The sequence below is a fragment of the Vibrio sp. SCSIO 43155 genome (assembly GCF_023716605.1).
Taxonomy (GTDB): domain Bacteria; phylum Pseudomonadota; class Gammaproteobacteria; order Enterobacterales; family Vibrionaceae; genus Vibrio; species Vibrio harveyi.
On sequence record NZ_CP071853.1, the window covers coordinates 1,520,537 to 1,538,724 of the forward strand.

Genomic DNA, 18,188 nt, shown 5'->3' on the forward strand with positions numbered 1-18,188 from the left:
GTATACAAAAAAGCCGAGGCGAACCTCGGCTTTTAATATCGTTATTTAATCAACCTTTAGTTGTGTTGCTGAGACATCAACGCTTCAGCCGTCGCATCTTGAATAGACAAGAACAAGGAATTGATTTTTCCTGTAGGTGTACGCATTGGGTTCAACGTTACGTTCTGGTACATAAACTCCGCTTGTTGTGTCACAGGACGCACGTTACGGCAGCGGAACAAATACGGACGCTGACGCCAAGTAATAAAGCTTCGGCAGCCCAAATCATAAACCGGCTTGGTTTTTAGCTTGAACCACTCTTGTGGGATCTCTGGGAAAATATCAAAAATGGAGCGACCAATTGCCTCGTGAGATTGCAAGCCACTGTGGTGGGTCATAAACCCATTCCATACTTGTACGTTGTAATCTTTATCGATCACAACCAAACCCATGTCGACATTCTGAACCATGTCGACCATCCAATGGAATTGTTCAAATTCTGCAGGTAGATTCAGCATTAGAAGTCCTCCATTAAATATGACAATTTGTTGTCTAGCAAAGGCAGCGACTCGTCAACGAACATAAACAGAAGATCACAACGAATTGATGTGCCTTCAATGTTGTAGCTCACTTCAAATGTCATGGTTCGACTAAATGCCCCCGTGGTTGATTCAATAATTGAATCGATGGAGATATGCTGCCCGAGCAATACAGGAGAACTTTGGAAGAATCGCACCTCAGATTGCTCACCTAAACCATTCAAGAATGCGCCTACCAAGATGTTAGAGATATCCATCAGCAGTTCGAGCTCTTCTAACTCTTCGCTATCTGCAGGCACCTTCATTAGCTTTTTCAAGTCAGAGACACTTGAGTCACTTAGGATAACCAGTGCTTCGCCCGCAATGCCTTCTCCACAAAACCCCTGACAAACACCTGAGACGTTGTCATGAGATGCTAAATCTCTCAATGCCATATGAAGCTCACTGACTTCGAAGATATTTACGTTTGGAAGTGGAAGCTGAACAAAAACATCAAAGTGACGCGCCAAGGCATCTGCCGCTCGACCAATCGACACGTTAGCCACTTCCATGTAAATATCACGACGACGCAGAATAGGCAGCTCAATCGTTGTAGGAGTGATGACCTGTGGACGATCATTAGGCTCAATCAGCTCTTTTAACGTCGATTTAAGCTCGTCTTTACCAATTGGCTTTTGAATAAACGCTTTCGCACCGAGTGCAAATACACGCTCTTTTGCTTTGGGTTGAATATCACCAGACACAACCACAACTGGCGTTTGAATGCCTAAGCGTTTCATGTTTTCCAATGTTTCAAAACCATCCATCTCTGGCATGGTCAAATCAAGAAACATCAGTTTAAATTCTTTCTGCGCTAGTTCTTCTAGCGCGTTTTTACCATGAATGGCAAATGTCACGTCTGCATTTAATGTTGCCGGCAGTGATCTTGCCATCTGTTTGCGTGCTAACGCAGAGTCATCACAGATGAGTACAGGAAAAGACATTCTACCACCTTTATATATTCAACAATCTGCGCAGGAGTCTAACAGATTGTCGCAGCACAAAGTACGAGAAAACTGACGAGGAGTTTTTATTATTTCTTGTTTACCGGACTAGCATACGCAATATGAATAGATGAGTGAACCAGTGAACCAATAAAAAACGCAATTCCCTATACATTTAGTGATGTTGCGCAAGTGTGATTAAAACTTCGACAAAGCCTGATACGCAAAGGGTTGCTCTTAGCAATTAGAATGAAAAAGATAATCTAGAAGGCAAAAAGGCACCCAATATATCCTATAACCTCGAAATGCGTGGTTACTTGGATATCAAGAGTGCCTAAGAAGATAAAACTGTTCGGTCTTTCTATGGCACACCGTGACCTTTTGAAGCGACCCAAACTCGGTACCACTGCTCACGCGTCAATTCAATATTCAGTGCATTAACCGCCGAGTGAACTCGCTCAATTTTACCCGAACCAATAATAGGCATTGGCTTCGATGGTAAACGACGAACCCAAGCGTAAATCACTTCATCAATACTGTTCGCACCGACTTCTTCACGAATCATTTCTAACTCGTTGCGAACACGAACCGCTTGCTCCGTATCACCCGTAAAGATTGAACCACCACCTAGACACGACCATGCCATCGGGCGCACTCGTAAAGTTTGCATCTGGTCTAACGTACCATCGTGTGCAACTTCAAAGTTAAGGGGGTTGATTTCCACTTGGTTAGTCACAAGTGGCTTGCTTAAGCGCGATTGCAAAAGTTCAAATTGACGAGGTGTGAAGTTAGAAACACCAAAGTGCTTCACCTTACCGACTTTATGAAGCTCCGAAAACGCTTCTGCCACTTCATCTGCATCCATCAAAACGTCAGGACGATGAATCAAGAGCACGTCAATCTCATCAACATTTAAACGCTCAAGTGAGTTGTTGACGGATTGGTAGATATGCGCCGCGCTAGTATCATAATGATTGATCTTACGCTCAGGTGTTTTATCACCACACAAGTTAATGTCGCATTTGGTCACGATCTGGATTTGCTCACGAACACTTTTATCCAACGCCAATGCTTCACCAAACAGCGCTTCACATTCGTAGTTACCGTAGATGTCAGCATGGTCGACAGTCGTAATACCTAACTCAATATGTTGCTTTAGGAATGACAAACGTTCTTGCGCTGTCATGCCCCAATCTACTGCACGCCAATATCCTTGAACCAGCTCAGAAAACTCTGGACCGTTTGGTGCAGTCACTACTTTTGCAACCATGGGTTTCTCTCCTTTTCTTAATCTGCTTTCATCCTAGTCTTGTTTTACCGTTCGCTCAACGGGTAAACTTTCGCAATTCGAACTGGAGTACGAAATATGTCTTTTGCCCAACGACTCGCCACCCTTATAGGCGAAGAAAGTGTCAGCGGCTTCGCTCGACGCGTCGATGTATCTGAAGCTTTGATCAGGAAATATCTCAAAGGAAGTGAGCCAAGTTTAACCAAAGCGAACCAAATAGCGATGCGAGCAAACTGCTCACTAGAATGGCTAGCGACGGGTTGTGGTTACTTATATCGCCAAGCCGAAGTAGTGGATATGGAGGCTTACAAACTCGCCTATCAACATGTCATGAATGGTGTAATTTCTGGGGAAGAAGAAGCGCAGCACCGCAAATTGGTTGCGGGTTATCAGTATCTACGCGCGCATAAAAAGTCGGATGGGTTTTTGGATGAATCTGCGATGGCGACATTTTTGGCTCTCCATCACGAAAACAAAACTGAGGCTTCAGACATCTAAAGCATAACACTTTAGAAACGAATCACCTTTAGTTCAATCATCTCGCCATCGCTGTTTAACATGACGTTTAATCTTGGCGTTGGCGTGCCAAACTCTTGTGCTAACACCCAATCGATACTACGTGGCGCTTGCTGTGGATAGCGATTAATAAAGACAATCAGATCTTTATCTACCTCTTCAGGCGTGGCGTGCCTCATCGCTTCAGAAATATCATATTGTTGCCCATCAATCTCCACCTTCTGCATCACCAGCCCATCTTTCCTCAAATTTAAAATCAGCTCGCTCAAACTCTGGGGTTGGTACTCGGTAAGAAAAGACAAATAGACCTCACGATCTTCTATTGTTGACTCTCCGTAGAGATGCTGATGGTAGTAGTGAAAATCATCCAAACAAAACGCTTCGGTACTATCTTGTGTCTCACATCGATACCAAGCTCCACCTGTCGTTATCGCTTGTTGGATTTGTTCAACAGGAGCACTCGATAATATCGCCTGCCACCATAGATCTTGAGCCGATGTAGTTTGAGAAAATAACCCGGAGAAAATGAGCAAACAAAGAGAAAAGCGCGACATGGTATTACTTGACGATTGAATTTGATGTTATCGAAAACGCTATCTTTGCCCCTATACCTAAGATAAGCAAGTACTCAGCTCGAATTTCAGACACAAAAAAGCGGACCTTCTAGCCCGCATCAATCTTTGTATAAAGCCTAAACCGCGTAATCCATCACGCCGAGAACCATTACGAGAAAACAGAATGCCATACCAAGTTGGGATTATCAACACTTCGTACGGTTATTTAAAATAAGTAAAGGGGAAGATTATAGGCATTAAAAAGGCGCACCTATGCGTGCGCCTCTGCCTCGTGACTCAATCGTGAGTATGCGAATCGGGAAGTCTATTGATGCATCCCGAACAAATAACGAGGAATTTCTGTAGGGTTTGAATCCATCCAAATTGTGTGTAAAACCTCACATCCCTCCTTCTGAAGCAGTCATGTTGCTTTACACTTAAAGCATGGTTCATTTTGCTCAGAAAACAAGTTTTACCGATAAAAAAATAGTGCCATATATGGGATCAATAGCACAAAGTTTATCAATATTTAGACAATCGACACTTGAACCGCTCAATAGTGGAAAGCTAAATTGCATCTTTATTGATTAGGTCTAGACTCTCCTGAGCGTATAATTTCTTCCGTCCCTTCCAATCTGTAGTCAGGAGAATCTGTTAATGACCAAACGCGAGAGAATTGTGAAATCTGTGTTAGCGCACGTACCTAAAGATGCGATTAACCAGTTTGTCTCTCGAGGGTCAACGCCAACTTCATTTTCCGTCCTCTTTATGGCGGCCATCGTTGGTACGCTAGCAGGTCTTGTCGGCACTTACTTTGAGATTGCTGTTCACTTTGTTTCTGAAACCCGTACTGAGTGGTTAAAAAGCGAAATCGGTAGCGTGCTGCCTTTGTGGCTGGCCGCAATCTTAATCAGTGGTGCATTAGCATTCATCGGTTACTACCTTGTGCACCGTTTCGCACCAGAAGCCTCTGGCTCCGGCATTCCTGAGATAGAAGGTGCAATGGACAATATTCGCCCGGTACGTTGGTGGCGTGTCATCCCGGTGAAGTTCTTTGGCGGCATGGGCGCACTTGGCTCAGGTATGGTTTTAGGTCGTGAAGGTCCAACTGTACAAATGGGTGGCGCGGTTGGTCGCATGGTTACCGATATCTTTCGTATTAAAGACGATGATACTCGCCACTCTCTATTAGCATCCGGTGCTGCCGGTGGTTTAGCCGCGGCGTTTAATGCACCGTTAGCAGGCATCATGTTTGTTGTTGAGGAAATGCGTCCTCAATTTCGCTACTCTTTAATTTCTATTCGAGCAGTGATCATTTCGGCGATCATGGCAAACATTGTGTTTCGCGCGATTAACGGTCAAGAAGCGGTAATCACCATGCCGCAATACCAATCACCGGAATTACAATCATTATGGTTGTTCTTGCTACTCGGTTCTTTGTTTGGCGTATTTGGTGTGATTTTCAATAAGCTGATCACCATCGCGCAAGACAGCTTTGTTGCCCTACATAAAAACGACCGTAAACGTTACTTGATCACAGGTACTATTTTGGGCGGTGTGTTTGGCTTGCTACTGCTTTATGTTCCTCAGCTAACCGGCGGCGGTATTGGCTTGATTCCAGACATTACCAACGGCAACTACTCAATTTCTATTTTAGTTATGCTGTTCGTTGGTCGTGTGATCACTACCCTACTTTGTTTTGGTTCTGGTGCACCTGGTGGTATCTTCGCTCCAATGCTGGCTTTGGGCACATTGTTTGGCTATGCATTTGGAGCAAGTGCAGACATGCTGTTACCTTCATTGACTATCGAACCAGGTGTCTTCGCAATTGCAGGCATGGGGGCTCTATTTGCCGCAACAGTACGTGCGCCAATCACAGGTATCTTACTGGTTATCGAGATGACCAATAACTACTACCTGATCCTACCACTTATTATTACCAGCTTAGGCGCAGTAATAGTGGCGCAATTACTTGGTGGACAACCAATTTACAGCCAGTTGTTACATCGTACGCTTAAGAATGACAAGCTACGTCAACAAGACCTGCCTGAAAACCAAGCTTAACCTAATATACCCAAGGGACTTCAACGTACTTGGGTATACCGGCTCCAAATTATCTTTCGCCATTAAGATTCTTTTGGAGCCAGTAATTCTACTTTTTTGCAAGTCTCTACATAAATCTCCTACCAAACTCACAAAATTCCCATTCTCTGGAATTTACCTATCATAATGAAAGGTAAGAAGACGTTAAACTTGTTAGTATTTGCGCCTCAAATTAGAGCAATTAACCCATTTCTGGAGTCGTTTTGAACTGGAAAAGACTTGTGCAGTTTTATAGTGTTCCACCGTCACAAGCGGCGTTAGCACTAGGCATGATAGGGCTTGGACAAGCTTGGGCTTTGTACATTCCACAGATTGGAGAACCAATAAGACCATTCCTTGCTGCACTCGGAGCTCTTCTTCTTACCCCGGTTCTACTTAAATACGCCACCAGCCCTCGACTGTTTATGGCGGACATCAAGCACCCACTGAGCGGTAGTTTAATGGCGCCAATGAGCATGGCGTTACTCATGCTGTGTGACTATCTTGCCGTGGTAACGCCAATCATTGCCTACCCGCTGTGGTTTATGGCGGTGTTACTGCACTTCACGATGATGGTGCTGTTCTTTGCTTTTCAGATCATTAACTTCAAGATGTCGAACATAGTGCCAAGCTGGTTTCTTTACCCTGTGGGCTTGATCAGCTCTTCTCTTGCTGGCTCTCAGTTTGGACACAATGTGTTTTCTGAAACTTTGGCGATGATGTGTATCGGCATTTACTTCTTCATGTTGCCTTTGGTGTTGTATCGCTTGGTATTCTTTGGCTCTCTGCCGCGTCGAGCACGACCAACACTCGCGATCATGGCTGCGCCTGTGAATCTTTCTCTGGCTGCGTACCTAGTCAACTTTGCGCAACCAGATCCGATCCTGACGGGCGCACTGGCAGGCATCGCCATTACGATGACCTTGTTAATTTATCTGTGTTATTTCCGTTTGATGCGTTTGAAATTTCAACCATCTATCGCAGCGGTCACCTTTCCTTCCGTGATCAGTGCGATTGCAATGCATCGTCTCACCACATTCTTCGCGGAATCTCACCCGCATTGGCATTGGTTACACGATTTTGGATTTCTAGAACTAAGCATCGCAACCGTGCTCGTGGTTTGGGTGTCTGCTGGTTATGTCAAAATGTACTGGCCAGAGCTTGTTAGGACACCATCGAAACAAACATAAAAAACGGCCTCATTGTGAGGCCGTTTTCTTTTGTCTTCAACGAGCAACGTTACCCGATGAACTTCGACACAAAATTGCTGATGTTGGTCATACTTGATGCCGCCATTACCACCACAATCGCAATACCCGTAAAGGTTAAATAGACCGGATGCTTGTAGTCACCCACAATATCTTTTCTGCGTGTCGCTACCAACATCATGCCTAGTACAATTGGCAAAATAATGCTGTTAACCAAACCTGCAAGCATAAGAAGTAGAATCGGCATGTTCATGGTCACTGTGCCAAGTGATGTGATAATGATAAAGCCAACGCACCACACTTTCTCGTTACGAGCCACGATTGGGAATAGAGTTTTGATCAGGGAGATGGCCATGTACGAGTTCCCCACAACCGAGGTAATCGACGCGACAAATAATACCAAGCCAAAAATGAAGTAACCCACTTCGCCAGCACCTTGACGGAAGGCATCAGCAGCCGGGTTTGCAGAATCCAACGTTGCGCCTGTCGCAATCACACCAAACACGGCTAAGAACAGCAGAATACGAATCACCACTGCAATAGAAATGCCCGCCCAAGCCGCGGTTTTAATCGCCGGAACCTTGTCTTTGCCTTGTAAGCCGATATCAACCAAGCGTTGTGCGCCCGTATAGTAACCACCGACGGCACCACCCACAATGGTCAGTGTTGGGAGCAGTAAGCTACCAATATCTGTCGGCATCACCGCTGCGTTCATGGTTTCACCCATTGGTGGCAAACTGGTCATTGCAACGTAAGCAATCAGAATGATCATAAACAGACCAAGATAGCGCGCCATCTGATCCATACGTTTAGATGCATTGTGCACCACAAACAGCAGGCATCCCACAACCCCGGTAAACAAAGCCCCCCAGGTAGTATCAACCCCTGTTAGCACATTGATGCCAAGTGCAGCTCCACTCACGTTGCCAAAGTTGAACGCTACCGCACCAAGAGCAAGGAGAATACCCACCACGTAGCCCATGCCCGGAGCTACTTTATTGGCAATGTCTTGAATACGCATGCCAGATACACCCACAATGCGCCATAAGTTCATCACGATACCGAAAGTAATGAACATGGATGCAAAGACTGGAAACGCCATGTCGATTTTGTAGATATTGGTGAAGACTGCTGTCTGAGTTAAAAAGCCAGGACCAACAGAGGTAGTCGCCATTAGGAATGCGACACTAAGAATAGCTTTCTTTTGCCAGCTATTTTCCGAGGCTTGTGCAGAAGTCGGAATAGAAGAGTGAACGGTAGTTTGTGTGGTCATGCCAAGTCTCAATATTGTTGCCTTTCTATTATTAGAAAAAAGAAAGACAACTGACCGAGATCAGCTGAACTTGAAGAATCAGATAAGCAAATCAAATAAGAGAGAAAACCCTCGCAACCGTTTGCTGGGCGCGGATATTAAGGGCAACTCAAATAACTGTCAACACGAAGTTCGATAAATGATTTTTGTCGTCTCAAATCCATCTTATCTATGACTTTCAGATAGATAAAAAAAGGATGGCATTTACCATCCTCTTAGAAACTTGCTTGATTACTTAGCGTAAACCGTGGAGAAACTCGGCACGTGTCGCTGGGTTGCTTTTGAAAATACCACCCAATGCTGTTGTCGTCGTTTCGCTGGTTGCATCCATAACACCACGAGATTTCACGCAGTAGTGCGTTGCATCAATAGTCACCGCCACATCATCTGAACCTAGCAACGTTTGAAGTGCTACAAGAATTTGCTGTGTCATACGCTCTTGAACTTGAGGGCGCTGTGCAAAGAAGCGGACAATACGGTTGATCTTAGACAGACCAATGATTTTGCCACGTGGGATGTAAGCAACGGCAGCTTTGCCATCGATCGTAACAAGGTGGTGCTCACAAGTACTGGTCACTGTGATGTCTTTCACGCGAACCATCTCACTTACATTCATCTTGTTTTCAATCACAGTGATTTTCGGGAAATTGGCGTAATCCAGACCGGAGAAGATTTCGTCCACGTACATCTTAGCGATACGATGCGGCGTTTCCTCTAGACTATCGTCAGTTAGGTCAAGTTGAAGCAAACTTAAGATCTCACGCATGTGGTGTTCGATCTTCTCTTTCTTCTCTTCACGGCTTACGTTGTTTGGGCACATTGGCGTTTCCAAACCACGTTGCTCTAGCGCTTCTTTTACTAACTTCGCTGACTCGCTAAGACCTGACATTCCACTTCCTCTTTTGTTACTTCAGCCGATTGTACAAATCCAACCAAAATTGCATTCATACTTTTCGCTTTGAGTTGCTCAGTTCGTGTCTTTACACCAAGTCACATCAAATGAAGGTACTGAGCTGATTTTCTTGAGCTCCGCAGGTTTTTTACCCCTTTCGGATGGCTGACAAGGATACTCGGATTTTTGAATAATTACACCCATATTTTATAGGTGGACATTCTTAGGGTCTGTTGATCTTTCGAGCTGATTTTTGCAGCGAATTGTTGGGCATTTATACTAGGCAGAGACTTTGATGTGTAGTTAGTCTTCATGAGAAGTCGATAACGAAGTAGAAATGACCAACAAACGCTGCCCAAAGGGTTCGTCTAGGCGCCCCATCCGAACAAAATTTAACCATGAAAGATTAACAGACCCTACTCAGTCCCCTTTTTATGGTAAAGTTGCCACAAAACAAAAGAACACAGGATTTTCTCAATGGGCTGCTGCGACGCACCTGGCTTGATGCCAATTGAAGAAGCGATGGATAAAATGCTATCGCGAATCAAACCTATCCAAACCACTCTTTCTCTTCCACTTGCTGATGCTCTTGGCTTTGTACTGGCAGAAGACATCTTGTCTCCTATCCATGTGCCACCATTCGATAACTCAGCAATGGACGGTTACGCAATTCGCATTCAAGATCTTGAGTCGTCTTCGGTACTGCCTTTGGCGGGCAAATCATTCGCAGGGCAACCTTTTGAAGGTGAATGGCCTCAAGGTACCTGTGTTCGCATTATGACTGGCGCAAAAATCCCTGAGGGTTGTGACGCCGTTATCATGCAAGAGAACACCGAAGTAACGGATGCAGGTGTTCAGTTCAACCAAACGGACGTGAAGCCACAAAACAACATCCGCCCAACAGGTGACGACATCAAGCAAGGCGACATTGTACTTGCGCAAGGTGCTCGTTTAACGCCGCGTGATATTCCAATGATTGCGTCTCTTGGCGTCAGCCATGTGACCGTCGTTCGTAAACCAAAAGTGGCGTTTTTCTCTACTGGTGATGAGCTAAAACCACTGGGTGAATCGCTAGAAGAAGGTCAAATCTACGACAGCAACCGTTACGGCATCAAACCGTTGATTGAAAACTTTGGTTGTGAAGCCGTCGATTTAGGCATCATCCCCGACTGCCCAGAAACACTCAAAGCGACCTTTGAAAAAGCACAAACGTTGGCTGATGTCGTTGTTACCTCTGGTGGCGTCAGCGTTGGCGAAGCGGATTACACAAAAGACATTCTTGAAGAACTTGGTGAGATCGGTTTCTGGAAGCTGGCAATCAAGCCAGGTAAGCCTTTCGCCTTTGGTAAGCTGAGTACTGCTTGGTTCTGTGGTCTGCCGGGCAACCCTGTTTCTGCGGTGCTAACCATGTACGTGCTTGTTCAACCGATGTTGGCAAAACTCGCAGGACATACAGAGTGGAAGGCTCCGGAGTCTATTCCAGCGACAACCAAAACAGCATTTAAGAAAGCACCGGGGCGTACCGATTACCAACGTGGCATCTATACCTTAGAAGATGGCAAGTTTGTGGTTGAAACAACAGGTAACCAAAGCTCTGGTGCATTCCGATCAATGAGCCTAGCGAACTGTTTTGTTGTATTGGAGCGTGAGCGCGGCCGCGTCGAAGTAGGCGAAACGGTTCAGATTCAACTATTCAACTCAACCCTTTACTAGGAAGTCGTTGTGGATATTCTTTCCGATCAGGAAATGTTGCGTTACAACCGCCAAATCATTCTTCGTCAATTTGACTTTGATGGGCAAGAAGCACTTAAGCAAGCATCGGTATTGATGCTTGGTGCTGGCGGTTTAGGCTGCGCCTCAAGCCAATACTTAGCGACTGCCGGTGTAGGTAAAATCACATTGATTGATGATGATATCGTTGAGCTATCTAACCTACAGCGTCAAGTGCTGCACCACGATGCAGATATTGGTCGTAAGAAGGTCGCGTCAGCGGCTGAGGCACTAAGGGAGCTAAACCCACATATTGCCGTGGACACCATTGCAAAACGCCTTGGTGATACTGAGCTCAAAGAACTCATCGAACAACACACTATCGTTGTAGATGCATCAGATAACGTAGATACACGCAACCAACTCAACCGCTTGTGTTTTGAAACAAAAACACCATTGGTTTCGGGTGCCGCAATTCGCATGGAAGGGCAAGTAAGCGTGTTCACTTACGATGATCCTACTCAACCATGTTACCAGTGCTTAAGCGCCCTCTTCGGCAGTGGCACGTTAAGCTGTGTTGAAGCCGGTGTAATGGCACCTGTCGTCGGTATTGTCGGTGCAGTCCAAGCAATGGAAGCCATCAAGGTGATTGCTAACTACGGGCAGCCAAAGAAAGGAAAAATTCTTATTTTGGATGCGCTAAGCATGTCTTGGCGAGAAATGAATCTGATGAAAATGCCAACCTGTCCGGTTTGTAGTTAGCTCTCTACTCAATCATTCCCAAAAAGCCCAACTCAATGTTGGGCTTTTTTTCATTTTGACAATCAGAATTAAAACCTGCCTATCTAATAATCATAATTCATTAAAAATCATAACCTTAAAATATGGCACATTCCTTTCATTGCATATATCACGAACCAATGAGAGGGCGAATTATGAAAAGGACATCACTGTTACTTGGGACTTTAATGGCAAGTGCGTATGCTCAAGCCACGCCGTTCGACACCTGCCCAAGCAAAGCATACCTATTTCAATCAACCCCAGTTCAAATCTATGGCGTCAATTTGGTTACAGGTTCTACTACTCTTTTGGAGGACGACACGGGTTTAGCTTCGGGTATTAACGGCGTGGGCTTTGACTTCACTGACCGTTACATTTATGGCTACGACACTACGAACAAAAAGATAGTTCGATTAGGGAAAGACTTTCAAGCAGAAACACTGAACGTTTCCGGTCTACCTACCGATCACACCTTCTTTGTGGGTGACGTCTACAATCACGTTTACTATTTGTACCGTAAAGGGAAAGGTCTATTCTCCATTGACCTCTCCCCACTAGACTCGGATCCAAACGCAACATTAAACATCGTAAAGATTAGCTCGACGGCGACTGTCAACCTTACCGACTTTGCGTTCCATCCCGGTGACGGTTCTCTTTATGGTATCGACAACAACTCTGGTGTCCTATACCAGTTCAATCCATCAAATGGCAATGCAACTGCAATCGGTGATACTGGCGAGACAGGCACATTCGGCGCTGGTTATTTCGATGTAAACGGCAACTATTATGTATCACGTAACCAAGACGGTAAGATCTATCGTATCAACTTGTCTTCAGAAAACGCCGCTAACATTGCAGCAGGGATTGTTCCGGCAGTTGAGTTTGTCTCAAACGGACCAAGCTCAAGTCAGAATGATGGTGCACGTTGTGCAAATGCACCTGTTATTGATGAAGACGATCCTATCGATTTTGGCGATGCACCCGATAGTTACAGTACAACTCTAGCTTCTAACGGACCTCGTCACGAAGTCGACGACGTAACTTGGCTTGGTTCTGTCGCCCCAGATGGTGACGCTGACGGTCAAGCAAATGATAACTCCGTGGGCACAGCAGATGAGGATGGTGTTGGTTTTGTATCCGCGCTTGATCCTGGCTTAAGCTCCATTGTGAATGTCACCGCCTCCACTTCTGGTTATCTGTCTGCGTGGTTTGACTGGAACCGCGATGGTGACTTTGATGATGAAGGCGAACAGGTCTTTACCGATGAACTGCTTTCAGCCGGAAATAATCCACTGCCATTCGTTGTTTCTACTGCGGCAACAGAAGGTTCGAGTTGGAGTCGATTCCGCTTCAGCCAACAAACTGGGTTGAATTACGACGGTGGTTCGACATCTGGTGAGGTCGAAGATTACCCTATTGCGATCACGGGAAATGGGTATTCTGTTGAATACTTCCCAAGTGCAGAAAGCTTCGCCACCGTTGCTTATGAAGATAACTGGCCCTACACAGCAGACTACGACATGAATGACGTTGTCGTGACCTTCCAAATCACGGAAACTAGCTTAGATGGTCATGTAGAGAACATCCAAATCACTGGTGACTTGGCTGCGTACGGTGCAGACTACAAAAATGGGTTCGCCATCCGCTTACCGGGTATCTCGAGAAGCGCGATTGAAAATGGTCTCACAACACTCTCTTTTAATGGCATTGAGCAGGCGTCCAACGGGCTAGAAAGCATTTCTGACGAAGCAATATTCATCATTAGTGAAGACTTGAGCCAACATGCCTCGAGCGGTTGTAACTTCTTTAGAACAGAAGCTGGGTGCGACGACAGCGTGTCTCTCACCTTTACTCTAAACGTCTACTTTACTGAAGGCTCTGACCGTTCATCCATACAAGCGATGCCTTACGACCCGTTCATCTTCGCGACTCCAGGAACTTACCATGGTGACGGCATTACTTTCCAACCAGGACGTAAGTGGGAAGTTCACTTAGCCGACCAAGCGCCAACAGAGCAATTTGATGACCAAAACCTCTTCGGTGTTGGTGTGGACGCAAGTAACCCTTCACAAGGTGTGTACTTTAAAACTGCGAACAACCTACCTTGGGCACTATTAATCGTTGAGGATTGGGATTGGCCACTCGAACGTATCGATATGGTTGAGGCTTATCCTCAGTTCAAAACATGGGCTGAATCTGCTGGCGAGTTAGGTACAGATTGGCATACCGCTCCAACACCAAACAAGTGCTACATTCCATAGGGAGAGAACATTATGAGAACTTTAATTACAATCATCATGGGATTAGCTTTAACAGCATGTGGCGGCGGCGGTGGTGGAGGCGGTACGAGTGCGCCCCCTCCACCGACACAGACTGCAGTGCCAGATGAAGATCCTACAATGCAAGATCTTGAAGTGCCCGATGGCTTTAACTACAACCCTGTAGTACAAGGCTCATTAAATGTGGATATCAGCGGTTTCTCTTCACAGCGTGCACACCTAAGCGTTTACAAAGATTTCAAAGAGAGTGGTTCTGGAAAATACGACGCAAAATATCCGAGCAAAGTGGTCTCTGTACCTCTGAATAACGGAACCGCAAACTTTGACTTCAACGTCTCAGACAGCCAAGGGAATCTTCTAGTAGAAATCTGGTTTTATGATGGCTCGGATCCAATACAGAAAGTGATTTCTTCAGGTGATAGCAGTTGGATTCTTTAGCCAAAACAAACTGAAAACGTGAAGATAGAAAACAACTCACACTTAAAAATCGCATCGTTCTTTTGAACATGCGATTTTTTTGTTGTAAAACAGTAAGATTATTAATGCGGCGGGAAAAATACGTTGGACAACCCCAAAACCTACATCTTGGCTTTTGTTAGTGCCATTGTTCTGTTGTGTTTGGCTCTATGGCTAACGTCCTCAGAAGAAAAACAGTTAATTACAGCGGAAGTTATATCGAACACCTTAACGCAATCACTGGACGGTCAAAGACGTTACTTAACAGTAGAATCTGACGTTTTGGGGCTCAAACGAGTCGCAGTACCCACAAATGTTCAGTGTTCAGAAGGTGCCATCGTCACATTTAGCCAAGCGACTGATTCTCTCTTCGAGCAACCGCTCACGTTTATAAACTGCGAATGAGCTTAAGCTGTTCACGCCAAAACATTCCATACTACTGTGAGGAAACTAAAGACGATGCAAGCACTGATCACAACAGATGAACTCAAAGAGCTCATCAGCCAACCCAATGTCAAACTCCTAGACGCCAGCATTGCTTTTCAGATCCCATCAGAAGGCAAAAAGATCAAAGATAAATGGATACCTAACACTTTGCGCTTTGACTACGACAACGACTTCTGCCTACCTAACTCCAACCTGCCTCACATGATGCCAACAGAGCAAGGCTTTAATAGCAGTGCTCAACAACTTGGGTTAAATAACGAAGATGTGATTGTGGTGTATGACAATTCCGGCACTCTTGCCGCACCAAGAGCTTGGTGGATGTTCAGAGCGATGGGTCATCACAACGTATGCATTCTAAATGGGGGGCTTCCGGCTTGGGTTGAAGCAGGATTACCTATTGTCGATACCTTGTCTCAACCAACAGAGATTGGCAACTTCACAGGTAAACTAAACCCAGATGCATTCTTAAGCGCGCATACCGTGTTAACCCATTCTAATAACTGCAGTGCAAATATTGTCGATGCTAGAGCTAAAGCCCGCTTCCTAGGTGAAGTTCCTGAGCCAAGAGAAGGGTTACGCAGTGGACACATTCCTAATTCAGTTTGCTTGCCGTTTCAAGAACTCTTAACGGACGGTCACATTAAGCCAAATTCCGAGTTGCAACAGATATTTAGCCGATTAACATTAGACAGTGATAGTTCAATCATTTTTAGCTGTGGTTCCGGCGTGACCGCGTGCATTTTGTTGCTCGCCGCCTATCAAATTGGTCTGCAGAATTTATCAGTCTATGACGGCTCTTGGACTGAGTGGGGTGCCGATGAATCCCTACCAATCGAGCATTAATATCAGGAGCAGTAATACGATATGATCGGCTTAAAGAAGAACATTTGGACGCTATATCTGACACTTTTTACCATCAGTGTCGGTTTGTTCTCTCTGTTTGGTCATTATCATTATCAATCCATACTCGATAAATACAAAGACAAGCAGCTCTTGCAATTAGAGCTGTTTGCTTCATCTGTACAGTCACTGTTTAAAGGACAAGAAACCTTACTGGAAGTTGTCGGTCACCAATTGATTGAACAGAACGACTTTACTCGAACCGCCTCATTGCAAATGCGACCTCTTCTGGATGAGCTGATGGATATCCACCCAGCGATCGCCGCATTTGGTCTTACAAACCCACAAGGCGATTATTTAGCGATAAGCTCGAATCTGGACCTACAAAAACTGCGTAACTTGAAGCAAGATCCTCAAACAAGAGGAACGTTTGAAGCCGCACTACAGTCTGATCACATGGTGGTTGGTAGAACTTACTTTATGCCTGCGCTCGACTCTCTTGTTATCCCCATCCGAAAAGCTATTCGAGATAAAAATGGTAAGGTTCTCGCGGTGATGACGGCGGGTTTCAACATGAACTCCTCTTTGGTTTTTCGAAGCGACGTTCACGCAAATGAACACAATCGAGTGTCATTAAATCGTGAAGATGGTTATCTAACCTTTACTTCGGCTGAACAAGCAAACCTTAACAGTTACAGCCATCCTGCTGACGGGCATACCAAGGCTATCGTTTTCGAACAGATCGAAAACAAGTATGGATGGAGCCGAGATACAGTCAGAACACTTGCAAGCGCAGTAAACATTGTTGCTGATGACCCAAGAATTAATCAACTGGTCACATTGAAATACCTACCAGATTATAAACTTTGGGCATCGTCTTCGACGGATCTTCGGTATATCCAGAGCGGTTTTTTCGATCAGTTCGCACTATACTCGCTCGTGTTCCTATTTATTCAAGGTGGGTTCTATGCGCTGGTTCGTTCCATTGCGAATAATGAATTGGGTACCCGACGAAAACTCTTATATCAAGCGCATCATGACCACCTCACGCTACTCCCAAATCGAGAATATCTGCGCGCACATATTGGACACTGGGTGAATGGCTCAGCCACGCCATTTAGCCTGATGTTTATCGACATCGATAACTTTAAATCCGTGAATGACACCCATGGTCACGAATTTGGGGATGAGGTATTGAAGCTGATCGCACAACGCTTAAAGACCTTTGGTTGTGATGGTCGTCTGATCGTTCGAGAAGCAAGTGACGAGTTTATACTGCTTGTTAACCAAACCGACGAAGGTACGGTGAGAGCGTTGGCAAAAGAGCTGATCAATTACCTATCCGAACCCTACTTAGTTCAAGAAAACCAATTTCTGTTGAGTTGCAGCGTCGGTATTGCTCTTTACCCTTCTCACGGTCAAAACTTAGATGCCTTGCTTCGTTCTGCAGATATCGCTATGTATCAAGCAAAAAAAGAGCGCAATGCATACAGTATTTTTGACCAACAAATGCAGGCAAAACACCTTCACAAGATGAAGATGGAACAACGTTTAAGGCTAGCGATAGAACGACAAAATCTATTCTTAGTTTATCAACCGCAATTGAACGTTAATGGCAAAATTTATGGTGTTGAAGCCTTGGTGCGTTGGCAAGATGAAGAGCTTGGGTTCGTCCCACCCAATGAGTTTATCCCAGTAGCGGAGAGTTCAGGTCTGATGGTGAGATTGGGGGAGTTGATTATCGAGAAAAGCTTGATCGACATGGCTCGCCTTACGGAAATGGCAGCGCAGCCAATTCAGATGTCGATTAATATCTCGGTAAAACAGTTTATTCAAATAAACTTCATTGATGACTTAGTGGCGTTAATAGACAAATATAAAGTCGATCAACACCGCATCACGCTTGAAATCACTGAGAACTTATTCATTGAAGACCTCGATAAGTTCGCACCTATTTGTGAGCGCTTGCATGCGCTCGGTTTTAAAATCTCTCTCGACGATTTCGGTACCGGGTACTCTTCCCTCTCGATGCTAAGAGCACTTCCGATTGATGAAGTCAAAATTGACAAGAGCTTTATTGATAATATCGAAGATGATGAAAAAGCACTTAACATGGTGCAAAACATCATTGCGATTGGTAAGAACTTTGGCATGAAAGTTCTCGCGGAAGGCGTAGAAACTCGTCAGCAACGTGATCAGTTAGCCGCGTGTGGCTGTGACTTGATTCAAGGATATTTCTACTCAAAGCCATTACCTTTCAAACAATTAATCGAATTCTCTGAGCAAAACCAAAATGAAAAAGCCGTCGCAGAATAACGACGGC

The 18,188-nt window shown here is 45.0% G+C and carries 16 protein-coding genes; 10 read left to right on the forward strand and 6 right to left on the reverse strand.

Annotated features, from left to right (window positions below; translation table 11 throughout):
• Positions 1–56 precede the first annotated feature (56 nt).
• The 3 genes from J4N44_RS23635 to J4N44_RS23645 form a co-directional block, all read right to left on the reverse strand.
• A complete protein-coding gene (locus J4N44_RS23635) occupies positions 57–497 on the reverse strand; it encodes a PAS domain-containing protein (RefSeq protein ID WP_005452351.1) in 441 nt (146 codons plus the stop codon).
• The gene (locus tag J4N44_RS23640; RefSeq protein WP_154202799.1) at positions 497–1,501 is read right to left on the reverse strand and encodes a response regulator; all 1,005 of its coding nucleotides are present in this window, start codon (positions 1,499–1,501) and stop codon (positions 497–499) included. The genes J4N44_RS23635 and J4N44_RS23640 overlap by 1 nt, the downstream gene beginning before the upstream one ends.
• Positions 1,502–1,862: 361 nt before the next feature.
• On the reverse strand, positions 1,863–2,771 hold the full coding sequence (locus J4N44_RS23645) for an aldo/keto reductase (protein ID WP_005452353.1): 909 nt from the start codon (positions 2,769–2,771) through the stop codon (positions 1,863–1,865).
• A gap of 96 nt (positions 2,772–2,867) precedes the next feature.
• On the opposite strand from J4N44_RS23645, the gene J4N44_RS23650 reads away from it, so the two are divergent.
• Positions 2,868–3,287, forward strand: a complete 420-nt coding sequence (locus J4N44_RS23650) for a helix-turn-helix transcriptional regulator (protein WP_009697298.1) — start codon at positions 2,868–2,870, stop codon at positions 3,285–3,287.
• Positions 3,288–3,298: 11 nt separating this feature from the next.
• Here the strand turns inward: J4N44_RS23650 and J4N44_RS23655 are convergent, their stop codons facing one another.
• Entirely contained in the window at positions 3,299–3,859 is a 561-nt protein-coding gene (locus J4N44_RS23655; protein WP_009697297.1) for a hypothetical protein, read from the reverse strand.
• A gap of 657 nt (positions 3,860–4,516) precedes the next feature.
• Here J4N44_RS23655 and clcA point away from each other — a divergent pair.
• Positions 4,517–5,923 (forward strand): H(+)/Cl(-) exchange transporter ClcA, encoded by a 1,407-nt coding sequence (clcA, locus tag J4N44_RS23660; protein ID WP_009697296.1) that lies wholly within the window; start codon positions 4,517–4,519, stop codon positions 5,921–5,923.
• Positions 5,924–6,165: 242 nt separating this feature from the next.
• A complete protein-coding gene (locus J4N44_RS23665) occupies positions 6,166–7,131 on the forward strand; it encodes a TDT family transporter (RefSeq protein ID WP_086028182.1) in 966 nt (321 codons plus the stop codon).
• 49 nt (positions 7,132–7,180) lie between these two features.
• Here the strand turns inward: J4N44_RS23665 and J4N44_RS23670 are convergent, their stop codons facing one another.
• Both J4N44_RS23670 and folE read right to left on the reverse strand, forming a co-directional pair.
• Complete coding sequence (locus J4N44_RS23670) at positions 7,181–8,422, reverse strand: NRAMP family divalent metal transporter (protein ID WP_050904194.1); 1,242 nt, start codon at positions 8,420–8,422, stop codon at positions 7,181–7,183.
• 274 nt (positions 8,423–8,696) lie between these two features.
• Positions 8,697–9,350, reverse strand: coding sequence for a GTP cyclohydrolase I FolE (folE, locus tag J4N44_RS23675; RefSeq protein WP_005452362.1), 654 nt, complete (start codon positions 9,348–9,350; stop codon positions 8,697–8,699).
• A gap of 480 nt (positions 9,351–9,830) precedes the next feature.
• Between folE and moeA the strand changes: the two genes are divergently transcribed.
• The 7 genes from moeA (at position 9,831) to J4N44_RS23705 (ending at position 18,181) form a co-directional block, all read left to right on the forward strand.
• Positions 9,831–11,066, forward strand: coding sequence for a molybdopterin molybdotransferase MoeA (gene moeA, locus J4N44_RS23680; RefSeq protein WP_005452364.1), 1,236 nt, complete (start codon positions 9,831–9,833; stop codon positions 11,064–11,066).
• A 9-nt stretch (positions 11,067–11,075) separates the two neighbouring features.
• Positions 11,076–11,825, forward strand: coding sequence for a molybdopterin-synthase adenylyltransferase MoeB (gene moeB / locus J4N44_RS23685; protein ID WP_053053498.1), 750 nt, complete (start codon positions 11,076–11,078; stop codon positions 11,823–11,825).
• Positions 11,826–11,998: 173 nt separating this feature from the next.
• Positions 11,999–14,104 (forward strand): LruC domain-containing protein, encoded by a 2,106-nt coding sequence (locus tag J4N44_RS23690; RefSeq protein WP_033007705.1) that lies wholly within the window; start codon positions 11,999–12,001, stop codon positions 14,102–14,104.
• Positions 14,105–14,116: 12 nt separating this feature from the next.
• A complete protein-coding gene (locus J4N44_RS23695; protein ID WP_252045296.1) occupies positions 14,117–14,560 on the forward strand; it encodes a hypothetical protein in 444 nt (147 codons plus the stop codon).
• 123 nt (positions 14,561–14,683) lie between these two features.
• The gene (locus J4N44_RS28225; RefSeq protein ID WP_009697291.1) at positions 14,684–14,983 is read left to right on the forward strand and encodes a hypothetical protein; all 300 of its coding nucleotides are present in this window, start codon (positions 14,684–14,686) and stop codon (positions 14,981–14,983) included.
• 54 nt (positions 14,984–15,037) lie between these two features.
• Positions 15,038–15,868, forward strand: a complete 831-nt coding sequence (locus tag J4N44_RS23700; protein WP_047513785.1) for a sulfurtransferase — start codon at positions 15,038–15,040, stop codon at positions 15,866–15,868.
• A gap of 21 nt (positions 15,869–15,889) precedes the next feature.
• Positions 15,890–18,181 carry a bifunctional diguanylate cyclase/phosphodiesterase gene (locus J4N44_RS23705; protein ID WP_005452370.1) on the forward strand — a complete coding sequence of 764 codons (2,292 nt, stop codon included), beginning with the start codon at positions 15,890–15,892 and terminating at the stop codon, positions 18,179–18,181.
• Positions 18,182–18,188 lie beyond the last annotated feature (7 nt).